At 61.9% G+C, this 12,848-nt stretch carries 16 protein-coding genes; 3 read left to right on the top strand and 13 right to left on the bottom strand.

Going from position 1 to position 12,848, the window contains the following annotated elements:
• Positions 1 to 21: 21 nt before the first annotated feature.
• From ACY4LX_RS13460 to ACY4LX_RS13450, 3 genes are all read left to right on the top strand, one after another.
• Positions 22 to 483, top strand: a complete 462-nt coding sequence (locus ACY4LX_RS13460; RefSeq protein WP_149658697.1) for a curlin — start codon at positions 22 to 24, stop codon at positions 481 to 483.
• Between the two features lie 28 nt (positions 484 to 511).
• On the top strand, positions 512 to 1,960 hold the full coding sequence (locus ACY4LX_RS13455) for a curlin (RefSeq protein WP_463260177.1): 1,449 nt from the start codon (positions 512 to 514) through the stop codon (positions 1,958 to 1,960).
• 463 nt (positions 1,961 to 2,423) lie between these two features.
• Positions 2,424 to 2,636, top strand: a complete 213-nt coding sequence (locus tag ACY4LX_RS13450; protein WP_149658699.1) for a hypothetical protein — start codon at positions 2,424 to 2,426, stop codon at positions 2,634 to 2,636.
• 344 nt (positions 2,637 to 2,980) lie between these two features.
• On the opposite strand, the gene ACY4LX_RS13445 is transcribed toward ACY4LX_RS13450, so the two are convergent.
• From ACY4LX_RS13445 to ACY4LX_RS13385, 13 genes are all read right to left on the bottom strand, one after another.
• Positions 2,981 to 3,841: a CsgG/HfaB family protein gene (locus ACY4LX_RS13445; RefSeq protein WP_123513776.1), complete on the bottom strand. Its 861-nt coding sequence runs from the start codon at positions 3,839 to 3,841 to the stop codon at positions 2,981 to 2,983.
• 29 nt (positions 3,842 to 3,870) lie between these two features.
• A complete protein-coding gene (locus ACY4LX_RS13440; RefSeq protein ID WP_463260176.1) occupies positions 3,871 to 4,290 on the bottom strand; it encodes a curli assembly protein CsgF in 420 nt (139 codons plus the stop codon).
• On the bottom strand, positions 4,287 to 4,676 hold the full coding sequence (gene csgE, locus ACY4LX_RS13435; RefSeq protein WP_149658701.1) for a curli production assembly/transport protein CsgE: 390 nt from the start codon (positions 4,674 to 4,676) through the stop codon (positions 4,287 to 4,289). The genes ACY4LX_RS13440 and csgE overlap by 4 nt, the downstream gene beginning before the upstream one ends.
• Positions 4,673 to 5,128, bottom strand: coding sequence for a type II secretion system protein (locus tag ACY4LX_RS13430; protein WP_463260590.1), 456 nt, complete (start codon positions 5,126 to 5,128; stop codon positions 4,673 to 4,675). The genes csgE and ACY4LX_RS13430 overlap by 4 nt, the downstream gene beginning before the upstream one ends.
• 334 nt (positions 5,129 to 5,462) lie before the next feature.
• Positions 5,463 to 5,837 (bottom strand): type II secretion system protein, encoded by a 375-nt coding sequence (locus ACY4LX_RS13425; RefSeq protein ID WP_123406545.1) that lies wholly within the window; start codon positions 5,835 to 5,837, stop codon positions 5,463 to 5,465.
• A 4-nt stretch (positions 5,838 to 5,841) separates the two neighbouring features.
• Positions 5,842 to 6,315 (bottom strand): type II secretion system protein, encoded by a 474-nt coding sequence (locus ACY4LX_RS13420; protein WP_463260175.1) that lies wholly within the window; start codon positions 6,313 to 6,315, stop codon positions 5,842 to 5,844.
• A gap of 2 nt (positions 6,316 to 6,317) precedes the next feature.
• Complete coding sequence (locus tag ACY4LX_RS13415) at positions 6,318 to 8,150, bottom strand: secretin N-terminal domain-containing protein (protein ID WP_149658704.1); 1,833 nt, start codon at positions 8,148 to 8,150, stop codon at positions 6,318 to 6,320.
• Positions 8,147 to 8,653, bottom strand: coding sequence for a hypothetical protein (locus tag ACY4LX_RS13410; RefSeq protein ID WP_463260174.1), 507 nt, complete (start codon positions 8,651 to 8,653; stop codon positions 8,147 to 8,149). Before ACY4LX_RS13410 ends, ACY4LX_RS13415 begins: the two co-directional genes overlap by 4 nt.
• A complete protein-coding gene (locus ACY4LX_RS13405) occupies positions 8,653 to 9,201 on the bottom strand; it encodes a type IV pilus inner membrane component PilO (RefSeq protein WP_149658706.1) in 549 nt (182 codons plus the stop codon). Before ACY4LX_RS13405 ends, ACY4LX_RS13410 begins: the two co-directional genes overlap by 1 nt.
• Positions 9,188 to 9,733 (bottom strand): PilN domain-containing protein, encoded by a 546-nt coding sequence (locus tag ACY4LX_RS13400; protein ID WP_463260173.1) that lies wholly within the window; start codon positions 9,731 to 9,733, stop codon positions 9,188 to 9,190. Before ACY4LX_RS13400 ends, ACY4LX_RS13405 begins: the two co-directional genes overlap by 14 nt.
• 1 nt (position 9,734) lies before the next feature.
• Positions 9,735 to 10,538, bottom strand: coding sequence for a hypothetical protein (locus ACY4LX_RS13395; protein ID WP_463260172.1), 804 nt, complete (start codon positions 10,536 to 10,538; stop codon positions 9,735 to 9,737).
• Entirely contained in the window at positions 10,519 to 12,225 is a 1,707-nt protein-coding gene (locus ACY4LX_RS13390; RefSeq protein WP_149658709.1) for a GspE/PulE family protein, read from the bottom strand. Before ACY4LX_RS13390 ends, ACY4LX_RS13395 begins: the two co-directional genes overlap by 20 nt.
• 84 nt (positions 12,226 to 12,309) lie before the next feature.
• On the bottom strand, positions 12,310 to 12,840 hold the full coding sequence (locus tag ACY4LX_RS13385; protein WP_149658710.1) for a response regulator: 531 nt from the start codon (positions 12,838 to 12,840) through the stop codon (positions 12,310 to 12,312).
• Between the last annotated feature and the right edge of the window lie 8 nt (positions 12,841 to 12,848).

The raw sequence follows: 12,848 nt of genomic DNA, 5'->3' as shown, positions 1-12,848 counted from the left end.
CTCTTGACCAAGGACAACGCCATGCAAACGCCGACCGCCACCCTGCTCTGCCTGCTTCTGCTCTGCAGCAGCGCAGGCGTGCGCGCCGACGATTTGATGGACAACGACGACCTGGCCCCCAGCGCTGATCTGGGCGAGTTGCCAGCGCCGATTGGCCAGCAAGCGCTGATCAATCAGCTCGGCCAGGCCAACGTCGCGTTGTTGCAACAGAACGGTCAGGGGTTGCTCGGACGGATCGTCCAGTCGGGCAGCAATCAGGAAGCCTGGATCCTGCAACAGGGCAGCGACCTGATGGCCCAGATCACCCAGCAAGGTTATGGCAACGACGCCTCGATCACGCAGACCGGCAGCCACAACCGCGCGCAGATTTCCCAGAACGGCAATAACAACGACGCCAGCATCGACCAGGCCGGCACGGGGCTTTCCAGCGCCGTGACCCAGTCAGGGAACGGCATGAGCGTTTCGGTCAAACAATATCGCTAAGCACTGCAATAACCCTGGAGGTTTCATCATGTTTAAATTGACGCCCCTCACCGCTGCCATCCTGGTCATTGTCAGTGCCCAGGCTTTGGCGGACGACAGCGTGTCCACGCAGAATCAGGTCGGCACTGCGAACATTGCCGACGTGAAACAGACTGCGGCGCCGTTCAGCACCGCCACCCAACAGCAACTCGGCCAGGGCAACGACGCGGCCGCCGTACAAGACACCGCCACCAGCACCATCGACCAGAACCAGGTCGGTGATTACAACGCCGGTTACGCCGAGCAGTTGTTCGAAGACACCAGCACCATCCAGCAGCAACAGGTCGGCAGTTTCAACACCAGCCACGCCAGCCAGTCGATCGGCAGCGGCGAAAACCAGGTGCTGCAACAACAGCAAGGCAGCGGCAACTTCTCGTTCGTCTACCAGGATTCCCAGGAAGCCACCTCGGGCCAAACCTTCCAGTTCGGCGACAACAACGAAGCCAATATCGAACAGATCCAACCGGGCGTCGCCAACAACGCGGTGATCATCCAGTACGGCACCACCAACTACGCGACCGCCGAACAAGTCAGCCACATGGGCGGCCAGATCGGCATCAACCAGGCCGGTGGCGACAACTACGCCTACGGCGACCAGCGCAACGGCATCGGCGGCAACCTGAACATCAACCAGTTCGGCGACTTCAACGCCACGGAAGTCTGGCAAGACACTCAAACCGCCAGCCAGACCACGGTCAACCAATACGGGCAGACCAACGAAACCGTGGTCGACCAGAGCTTCGGCGAAAACAACGTGGCGCAGGTGCTGCAAGTCGGCGACCTCAACGCGATCTACGCCGACCAGTTCGAGTCCATGGGCTCGACGCTCGCGCTGTATCAGCAAGGCAGCGGCAACGTGCACTTCACCTACCAGAGCGGCGACAGCCACGTGCTCAACGCCACCTCACTGGGTAACGGCAACAAGGTCTATGCCAGCAACTGGAAAGGCCCGCAACCGGGCGGCCAGTTCGGCAGCAACCAACGCGCGACCATCACCCAGAACGGCACCAACAACGTGGCCAACTTCACCCAGGACGGCGTCGGCCACATCATGACCACGAACCAGACCGGCACCGGCAACAAAACCACGGTCAGCCAGGCCGATTCCTACAACGAGCTGTACTTCGACCAGAACGGCAGCGACAACATCCTCATCGCCGACCAGCGCGGCACCACCAACCTGGCCCAGGGCTCGTCCAACGGCTCGGGCAACAGCACCGAGTTCGACCAGTCCGGCACCGGCAACCAGGCGTACACCGCGCAGTTGTACGGCAGTGACAACCAGATCACCGTCAAACAGGCCGACAGCATGAACGTGGCGTATGTCACCCAGGGCGGGACCGGGAACATTGCCAATGTCGATCAGAGCGGGATGACTCAGATGGCGACGGTGCAGCAGTTTGGTTCGGCCAACCAGGCGACTGTGCTCCAGCAATAATCCCAAGGCATAAAAAAACCGCGACCCTTTATCGGGTCGCGGTTTTTTTTGGCATGAACACGATCCTGTAGGAACGAGGCTTGCCCGCGAAGGCGTCATCTGCCACACCATCAACACCGCGTCGCGCCCTTCGCGGGCAAGCCTTGCTCCTACAACGGATCGGCGGTGAACACAGGTTTTACGTACAACGCCCCACCCCGTAGGAGCGAGGCTTGCCCGCGAAGAACGATGACGCGGTCCCTCTGACTGCACGCTTATTGTGGCGAGGGAGCTTGCTCCCATTGGCCTGCGCACCACCGCATTCTGATCGTTCCCACGCTCTGCGTGGGAACGCCGCCAGGGACGCTCCGCGTTCCGCCTCCAGAGGTGACGCGGAGCGTCACGGGATGCATTCCCACGCAGAGCGTGGGAACGATCGATCACCTACTCTCACGCCCCACCACTTTTAGAACCGGTCAACACGATGGCTCACCATCTGGAGCTCGAAAAAAGCGCCTACGAAGATTTCCAGGCCCTGTACAGCGCAGGACATTTCAGCGGGCAGCGATTGGGGCAGGCGTTCTACAACCATTTCAAACTGCACCGACTGGCTGATCAGCAGCCGTTGAAGGGGTTGTATGAAGCGGATGGACATTCAGCGATCAAGATTATTGAGCGAGTTTGTGTCTTCGGTTAGTGCTGGCGTACATCCGCAAGAGACTGATCGGCTGTCAGGCCGCCATCGCGGGCAAGCCTTGCTCCTACAGGGATTGGTGATGTACGCAGATTTTGCGTACAACGCCCCACCCCGTAGGAGCGAGGCTTGCCCGCGAAGAACGATGACGCGGCCCTCTGACTGCACGCTTATTGTGGCGAGGGAGCTTGCTCCCATTGGCCTGCGCACCACCGCATTCTGATCGTTCCCACGCTCTGCGTGGGAACGCCGCCAGGGACGCTCCGCGTTCCGCCTCCAGAGGTGACGCGGAGCGTCACGGGATGCATTCCCACGCAGAGCGTGGGAATGATCGAATAAGAGCCGGTTTATTCGCTCTCCGGATCTACCTTGTTCTGACTCAAATACCGCCCCAGCGTCTCATCCTGCACGGGCGTGGAGTTGTCTCCCGCCACTTGCCACAAATGCCGCTCGATCCCTTGGGCCAGGAGGTGCCCCACCGCCGATTCAATCGCCGACAACACACACAACTGCGCCGGCTCGTTGGTGGTGTAACCCACTTCCGCCTCAAGCAATTTCTTGAATTCAATAAACTTGAACACCCCGGCACTGCGGCCCACCGAGTAGATGGTCTTGCTGGTCATGACGTTGGCCAGCACCTGCCCGCTGCGCACGTCCACCGCCCGCAGGTTGACCGAGACCTGGTCCACCCGATATTCCCGGGAGAGGTCGATCCCCAAATACCGCGCCCCTTCCCCGCCGCTACGCACGTTGGTGTCGTAAGCAATGATCCCGCCCTCCAGCATCAAGTTCGCCGCCTGCAACGGCGGCAATTCGCCCTGGATGTTCACCGGCGTATTCGGCTTTTTCTGCGAGGCGCGAATGATTTTGCGTTCAGTCAGCAGGTTTTGCAGCCCTTCACGCTCCAGTACCACAAACCAGCCACTGGCCTGCAGCGCGTCCATTAGCATGCTCGCGGCGCCCTGGGTCACGCTGGTGGAAAACGAGCTGGCCGGGGTCGGTTTGTATTGCCCGGTCTGGTCGCGGAAGCCGTACACCACCGCCATCAACCGGCCTTTGGGTCGTGGCATTTTCAGCAAGTCGTAGTAGGTCGACGCCCGTGGTGTGAGGGTCGGTGATTCGGTGTCCTGCTCGGCCGGCATGGTGTCGCGCAAGCTGCAACCTTGTAATGCCGCCAACATCAGCCCTAGCACAATTATATTTTTCATGTCCTTCTCTCCCCGGCAGCCGAATCCCTTCAAGGGTTGAGGCCGTTCACCTGGATTTCCGAAACTTCACCGGTCGCTCGGTCGGTCACTTCAATGCTCAGTGCGCCGGAGTCGTCGATGACGTTGACGATAAAACTGTCGGTGGACAGGCTCCCGGTGTTGCCCGTGGAGATGTTGTCCAGCAACTGGCCCAGCAACCGCGATTGCAATTGACTGGTGAAGCGTTCAAGGGCCGATGTGCCGGCCACCGCCGTGCGGTTTTTCAGGTCGGGGTCGTCGAAGTCGTTTTGCGCCTGGGCATTGTTGAGCAGCCAGGTGCCGTTCAACGGGTTGCCGCCGAACGAGGGATTGATTGGCGTGTAGACCAGCTCGGTGGCGTGGACCAGGCCGCAACTGCCCAACCCGAGGAGCCAAATGCCGGTGCGCTGTGAGAACGTTTTCTTGTTCATAATTCGTCCTTCTCCAGGTCGGTGGTGTCCTGCAATAACGTTTCCAGCTTGCGCTGGACGATTTGCCGGCGAACCCAGTCGGCGGCGTCGTACGCCTCGTCCTTGAGCTCCACGGTGTTCGGCGGCAGGAAGCGCCGGTAAACCAGGCGTTGCTGATATTCCACGGTCACCAGGCTGCCCCAGCGGGCCGAGGGTCGTTCGCGCACCACCAGGTTGAAATCCATCGGGCTGGTGGCGCGCAGGCGTTCACTGAACGAGTAATAAAAGTCGTGGCCGATGTGCGAGATCGTGTCGTCGACGATGAAACCCATCATTTCGTCCTCTTCGCCGGCCGAGGCCAAAGGGGTCATCAAGATCAGCAGTAGCGCCAGGCAATATCGGTTCATGGCGCCAACGCCTGGGGGGTCGACGACTGGGGTTTGGGCCCGGACGCGCCATCGAGGAAGGCTTTCTCGGCGACGAACTGCCAATCCTTGTAGCTGGCCATCCCGACGAAATCCGACCATTGGCTGGGGAAATCGGTCTGTTTCAGCGGTGTGTCGGTCGAAGGGCTGTAGAGACCGGTGATGCGCCCGTCGAAGCCGCGCATCAGCGTCCATTCACCGCCGCCGATCGGGTCCGGGTAGAGCTGGCGCAGATGATGTTTGGGCGAAGGAAAGCGCTCGTCCTGCAGCAGGTCGGCGAGGTCTTTGGGGTACTGCGCCAGCCCCGGCGAACTGCGGTAATAGCTGCGCAGCGCCTGGGCGTATTGGGTGCCGACCCACAGCAACTGGCGTTCGCGATCACGCCGCGAGGCGGTGGACCACAACTCCCCGGCGCTGGCCAGGCCCATGCCCATCAGCACAATCAGAAACAGCACGCCCAGGTAGGTGAAACCACCCTCTTTGCCGCAACGCCGTTCACCTGTGGCGAGGGGGCTTGCAGTGGAGAGGGAGCTTGCTGTGGCAAGGGGGCTTGCTGTGGAGAGGGAGCTTGCTGTGGCAAGGGGGCTTGCTGTGGAGAGGGAGCTTTTTGTGGCGAGGGAGCTTGCTCCCGCTGGGCTGCGAAGCGGCCCCCGTTCTTGGCCTGAAAAGCCTGGGACTGCTGCGCAGTCCAGCGGGAGCAAGCTCCCTCGCCACAGCAAGCTCCCTCGCCACAAAAAGCTCCCTCGCCACAGGTTTTCACCCGCAGGCCTACCACTCGGAATAAAGGCTGCCATCACGCGCCCTCCCGGTCGCACCGCTTTTGATATCGGCCACCGCGCCCGGCACGCCGTCCGGCGGCGCGACCAGGACCCACAGGTCTTTGCGCTCGGCAATCGGGTCCATCGGCGGGTTGCGCAAGTAACGCTGTTCCACCAATTGTTCGATGGAATCGGGGTAGCGCCCGGTGTCGCCGTAGTAGTGATCCAGCGCTTCGCGCATCGCCGACAGGCTCTGGCGCAACGTGGTCTCCTTCGAGACTTCCAGGCTGGTGAAATAGCGGGGCAAGGCAATGGTCATCAGGGTCGCGATGATTGCCATGACCACCATCAATTCCAGCAGGGTAAAACCTTTTTCCCGGCGCATAGGTTCACCACTCGCGGTAGGCAATGCCGTTGAGGCCTTTGCCCCGGGCCTTGGAGTAGACGTCAAACACGTCTTCGCCTTCCCGGGGGTTTTGAGCCGTGCTGTCGTAGGAGCGCAGGCCCCAACCACCTTCGTCGTTACGCTTGACCGGCAGCAACGGGTCATGGGGCACCCGGCGCAGGAAGTAGAACTTGGCACCCTTGGCGCTGCGCACATCGCGCACGCCGTCCACCAGCACTTGCAGGTTCGGCGGGTAGCCGCTGCTGTTCAGCGACTTCTCGATATAGCCGGCTTCGAAGGCGCGCTTGTAGGCGTCGATGGCGTCGCGAATCTGGTACAGCGCCGCGCGCATGTCCTGCTCCTTGCCCCGGCGCACCACGGTTTCGGTCAGGGGCGCGGCCATGCCGGCCAACAGGCCGATCAGGGCCAGCGTCACCACGACTTCAATCAAGGTAAAACCGCGTTGGGAGGCGTTCATGATCAAGGCTTCTCGACGACAACGTGGGCGGATGAGGCCACAGGGGTGGTCATGACGTCGGTGTGAATCGCCGTGTCCATGCCACGATCGGGTGCCTGGATGTGCATGCTGGTTTCGGTGCCGGTAGGGAATTCCATGTCCGACGGGCTCTGGTACGGCAGGTTGCGCACGATGCGCGGGGTGATCGACAGCACCAGTTCCGACTTGCCGACCGTGTCCTTGTTGCTGCCGAACAAGCGGCCCAGTCCGGGGATGTCGCCCAGGCCCGGAATCTTGTTGCCAGTGGCACCATGGTCGTTGCGCACCAACCCGGCCAGGATCTGGGTTTCGCCATCGTGCAGGCGCAACGTGGTCTGGGCGTTGCGGGTGTCGACCTGCACCGGAATCGTGCCCTGGCGGGTCGGTTCCAGCGGCGTGGCGTTACTCACTTCCAGGGCAATCTTGATCGCCACTTCGTTGTTCAAATGCACGATCGGCTGCACTTCCAGCTTCAGACCGACATCCAGGTATGTGACGCTTTCAGTGATCACCGGCCCCTGAGTGGACGGCACCGACGTGGCGCTGATGATCGGCACACGCTGCCCGATATGGATCCGCGCCTGTTCGCGGTTGCTGACGCGAATCACCGGGCTGGCCAGGGTGTTGATGTCGTTGTCCTGGGCGTTGATCTTGGCTTGCGGCGACGGCGAGATTGAGATCCGGCTGGAGTTGATGCCCCGCAGTTGATCAAGAATTGTCACCCCCGAACCGTCGCTGTTGACCACGCCGAAGGTGTTCGGCCATTGCAGGCCCAGGTCAAGAATCCGCTGGGTGGCGACTTCCATCACTTCCACTTCGAGGATCACTTCCGGGTCGGACTGATCCTGGGATTGCAGGAGTTTCTCGGCCATGCGCACCGCGTCTTCGGTGTCGCGCATGGTCAAGGTGTTGAGGCGCTCATCGACGAACACGTCGCGGGTCTTGAGCATGGTTTTGATCATGTTCAGCGCGGTGTTGGCATCGACGCTGGTCAGGTAGAAGGTGCGCATCACCAGCTCCTGGTAATCCTTGACCTTCTGCGGCGAGTCCGGGTAGATCAGCAAGGTGTTTTCGTTCACCACCTTCTGGTGCAACTGGTTCTGTTGCAGCAGCAGTTCCACGGCGTCTTCGATGCGCACGTCACGCACGAAGATCGTGGCTTTCATGTCCGGGCGCAGGTCCTTGTCGAAGATGAAGTTCAGCCCGGCGACCTGGGACAGCACTTCGAAAATGGTCTTCAGGTTGGCGTCGCGAAACTCCAGGGTCACCGGCCGATCCAGCCGCGTGCGCAGTTGTGGATAGGGAATTACGTTGCGGCTCTGGACCAGGCGGATATTGCCTTGCAGCTCCAGGGCGCCTTCATTTTTCGGGTCGAGTTCGAGGATCTGTTTGACCTGGCGGTCGGCGCCGTAGATATCGCCCCGGCGCAGGTCGCCCCGGGCCAGTTCGAGTTTGTCGTCCTGGCTGCGCAGGTAGTCGAGTTGCTTCAGGGAATCCTGGGCCCGGCGGTTGCTCGGTTCGATGGTCAGCACCCGACCGTAGGCCAGGCGTGCCGCTGGAAAGTCCCGGCGCGCGCGGTCGGTATCGCCCGCGGTCAGCAGCGCGGTAATCGCCTTGGCCCGACCGGTGTTCAGCAGCAGGTGCAATTCGGTATCCCGAGGGTCTTCCCGCAGGCCTTCCTGGATGCGTGCCAATCCGGCTTCGTACTGACCTTGTTCGATCAGGTCGGACGCTTCTTTGTTAGCCACCTGCGCGGAACTGCACGCGGCCAGCGCTGTGGTCAGACACAGGCTCATCAGCAAACGGGATCTGTTCATTGCGTGCTCCCCACAGACAAAGTCTGGGCCAAATGCAGAGGCAGGTAGACCAGGCTCAATTCCACATCGGAAATGCCCTCGATCCGCCAGGTGTCGTCGATCACATCCCCTTTGCGCACGACGTATATTTTTTCGCCGTTCTGCAAAAACACTTGCAGATCGGAACGGTCATGGAGCTTGCCAACGAACTGGAACGGCATCGGCGGTGCGCTGGGGATTTGCACCACCGGGGTCAGGTTGACGGGTTGTTCGGTGACGCTGGCCAGTTGCGGCGCAGCCTTCCAGCTGCGGGCGGCGAACAGGTCGCCGGATGGGCTCAAGTCCTTGATCGGCGCGGCTTTGCCGCTGTCCACGGCGGCCGCTGTTTTGCTTTTGGCGGGTGTAGCCACGGTGGCGACGCTGAGCTCGCCGTCCTCCGGTGCTTTCAAGTAATCAGGCAACCAGGCCAGCGCCGCCGCCACGCCGAAGAACCCCACCCACCCTGCTACGCGCTTGGTATTCATCACGACCTCGACAGGTAAAGGGTCATGCGGATCCGTCCGGTGAGGTCGGTGTCGGCGATCTTCTTACGCTGGAACTCCACGTCCTCCACCACCACCGCCGGCAACTGCCCGAGCAAGGCATGCAGGAAACGCCGCAGTTGCGGATAGCTGCCCCGCACCGGCAGCAGAATCTGATAGCGGGCCAGATGGGTCTTGGGGTCGATGCCCAGCGAGTATTCACCCCGGGCCAACGTGATGTGTTCCAAAGCGGCCAGGGCGTAGATCTTGTCGATGGCCACCGTGGCCTGGGGCTGGGACGGCAGTTTGCTGCGGAAGTCATCGAGCTGGCGTTGCGGCACCACCGGTGGCGCAACGCTGCCGTCCTCGACCCTGGCCAGGTACTCGCCGGCTTCGCGGGTTTGCTGGCTGAGGCTTTGCAGTGACTGCCAGTCCGGCAGCAACCCGCCGAGGGCAAACACCAGCGCCAGCGCCACCAGCGCTATCCCGGCCAGGCCAGGAATGCCCAGGCCTTGCAGGTATTCATGAACGATCAGTCTAGGGATTTGCATCGCCAATCTCCCAGGTCGCCGACAGGTTGAATTGCACCGGGTGTTCCGGCACGTTGGCGACGATTTCGTGGCTGAGCAGGGACACGTCCGACAGCTCGTCGCTGGCTTCCAGACGTTGGTGAAATTCGAGCATCGCTTCCAGGTCCCGCGCCTCGGCGCTGATCCGCACCTGGCCCTTGCGTGCGTCCGGGGTCAGGGTCAGCAAGGCAATGTCATCGCGGGGCATGGCTTCAAGCATGGCGAACAGGCGTTCCCAGGGCCGACGCAGTTGCTGGGAGACCTTGCGCATTTCGGCGAGGTTTTGCGCTTGCTCGCGGGTCTCGGCCGGGGTCAGGCCCGCTTTGCCGCCCGTGTCGCCGGTGAGTTCCCGTTGCGCGTGTTGCAAGTGACCTTGTTGTTGCGAGGACTGTTGGTCGAGGTGCTGCTGGGCAAAGAAGCAGGCCAGGGTCAGCGCCACGCCAGCGGTCAACAGGCTCCAGCCCAAGGGACCGGAGCGGCGGCGTGGCTGGAAGTCGAGGGTCAAGGCGCGCATGTCAGGCCACCGCCCGGGACATCACGTACAGGCAATCCCGTACCGATGTCCGGTCCTCTTCGAGGGTTCTGAGGTGCACACCCGGTACATCGGGCGGCGACTCGATACGTGCCGGGGCGTGCAGATACACGTTTAATGGCCGTTCGCTGGTGGAGGCCTGCAACTGGTTTTCCCGGCCAATCAGCGCGGTGAGCGCGACATCACTGTCACTGCTGCCCACCGAACGCACCGAGGTCCAGCGCCCTTCCCTGGCCAGCAGCAACACGCTGCGCACTGGCTCGGCGACCACGAACAGGAAGTCCCCGGCGCCGAAGCTTTTATCGAAGTGGTTGAACGCCGCCATCAGGTACGGTTGCACCGAACGCAGGCGCAAACCGCGACCGCTGACCAGTGTACGCAGGCGTTCCAGCAAGTCCTGGGGCAAGGCCGCCGCGATGCGGTCGTAGCCCGCCGGTTCCGCCGACAGCACCAGGTTCCAGGGTTGGCTCGGCGCGCCATAAAGGTCTTCGAAACACAGTTGGGCGAAGCCGAGCAATTCGTCGGGGCTGCTGATCTGGTCGCTCCAGGGCACCAGGCAAAAGCGGCTGAAGTGCCCGGAAATCACCACGCTCAATTCGGCACCGGCGCGAGCATGTTCGCCGAGCAAACGGTCGAGGGTTTCCAGGGCGACGGTCCAGGCGTGGAAGCCTTCGTCGATAAACCCGACGCTGCCCAGCCAGCGGGTGTCGCTGCCCTGACGCTGACCGAGGCCGACGCCACTGGCGCCGAGCACGGCCACATAACGATCACGAGACAAAAGTGACACGATTGATCTCCTCGAGCGTGGTCCGCCCCGCTTGCACCAGTTCCAGCGCCGACTCGCGCAACAAGCGCAAGCCACGTTTGCAGGCGTGGGCCTTGATTTTCGATATGGGTTGGCGCTCGACGATCATTTGCCGCAGTTCATCGTCGAGGTGCAGCAGTTCGGCAATCGCCGTACGCCCGCGATACCCGGTGCCCCGGCAATGGCCGCAGCCCTTGCCGTGGACGAAGTGGTAATGCGCAACGTGTTGCGGGTCGAGTCCGGACAGTTGCAGTTCTTCTTCGGTTGGCTGGTGCGGCGCGCTGCAACTGGCGCACACCAGGCGAATCAGGCGCTGGGCGAGCACGGCGTTGAGCGCCGAGACCAGGCTGTAGGGGTCGATTTCCATCTGGGTGAAACGGCCGATCACGTCGAACACGTTGTTGGCGTGGATGGTGGTGAACACCAGGTGCCCGGTGAGGGCCGATTGCACGGCGATTTGCGCGGTGTCGGGGTCACGGATTTCACCGACCATGATCTTGTCCGGGTCATGACGCAGGATCGAGCGCAGGCCTCGGGCGAAGGTCAGGCCTTTTTTCTCGTTGACGGGGATTTGCAGCACACCAGGCAGTTGATATTCCACCGGGTCTTCGATGGTGATGATCTTGTCCACGCCGTGGTTGATCTCGGTGATCATCGCGTAGAGGGTGGTGGTCTTGCCGCTGCCGGTGGGGCCGGTGACCAGCACCATGCCGTAGGGTTCGGCGGCCAGGCGGCGCAGTTGCTTGAGGGTTTCTTCTTCAAAGCCCAGGGCCTGCAATTGCACGCCGCTGACCTTGTCCGCCAGGTCCTGTTTGTCCAGCACCCGCAGCACCGCGTCTTCGCCAAAAATGCTCGGCATGATCGACACCCGGAAGTCGATCTGCCGGCCGCTGATGCCGATTTTGAAGCGGCCGTCCTGGGGCACGCGTTTTTCGCCGATGTCCAGTTCAGCCATGACCTTGACCCGGGAAATCACCTGTTCGGCGAACTCGCTGCCCTGGATCTTGCTGATGTTGTTCAACACGCCATCGATGCGGTACTTGATCACCAGGCCGCTGCCGGTGGTGCCCAAATGGATGTCGCTGGCGTGCATTTTCAGCGCGTCGTAGAGGGTCGAGTTGACCAGTTTGACCACCACGCTGGCGTCTTCGCTGATGCTGGTCAGGGACAGACTTTGCAGGTTGTCGATCTCGACGCCGGCCTCGGCCTGGGCGTTGAGCGACTCCACCGCGTGGAAGCTTTCTTCGTGACGGGCCAGGTAGGCTTTCAGGTCGTCGGCGTGCACCAGATACAGCGGCGCGCCGTGCAGGCAGTCGTCGATCCAGGCCAGGCGCGCGGTGTCGAACGGGTCGGCAAACACGCCGATGACCGCGTCGTCGTGGCGCAGCAGGATGAATTCGCGCTTGAGGCATTGGGCCAGGGTGACCCGGTCGAACACCGGGGTGGCGCGGAACAGCGTGTCGGTGTCGAGCACCGGGTAATGCAGGGTGGCGCCGAGGCACTGAATGAAGGGCATGGGGGCCAGTTCGCACAACACCCCGAGGGCGTCCAGCACCCGTTCGCCGGAACTCGCGGCCCGCAGCCGCGCCTGGGTCAATTGCTCACTGGAAAAGCGTGAAGGTGCAGGGTCCAACGGTGCCGGTTCTACGGCCAGTGATAGACGTTCCATGGCTTGCTCTCCAACGCCGGGGGCTTAGAGCCCTGTCGGCGCGGCAGGCCATTGCGGCGGGAGCCGGAACGTCGTGTCGCGCCACTACTCCCCGGTGAGCAATTGTTCGTCGTCCGGTGCCAGCGAGGCCGATGTTCGTCGGCGGTCCGCCAGCACCCAACTGCCGTCGTACAACTGCAGCGGGAAACTCTCGGTCCTGCTCTGGCGTCGTTCGACGAAACCTTCGGAAGTGCTCGCGCCCGCTTTGCTTTCGCGTTCCATCCCCAGAAGGTCGCAGACTGCACGGGCCAATTCCGCCAATGGAAAGGGTTTGAACAGGATATGGCTGACACCTAACTGTCGGGCCCGCTCACAGACTTCAGCGGTGGGGTGCCCGGTGATCAGCACAAAATGACACTTCCTGTTCTGGCGGACGGCATCGAGCACCTCAAAGCCTTCCATATCCGGCAAGCGGTAATCGAACACCATCACATCGGGTGCAAAACGTTCGGCTTCGCCGATTGCCATGGCACCGTCGTGAGCTATCCGGACTTCCAACGCTTGCGCCTGAAGGTAATTCTTGAGGTTTTCGGCAAGCAGTTGTTCGTCTTCGACAACCAGTACTTTGTTTAACAAGGTCGACT

The organism is Pseudomonas sp. Emmai (assembly GCF_055179735.1).
This window is presented reverse-complemented; position numbering and strand designations above follow the sequence as displayed.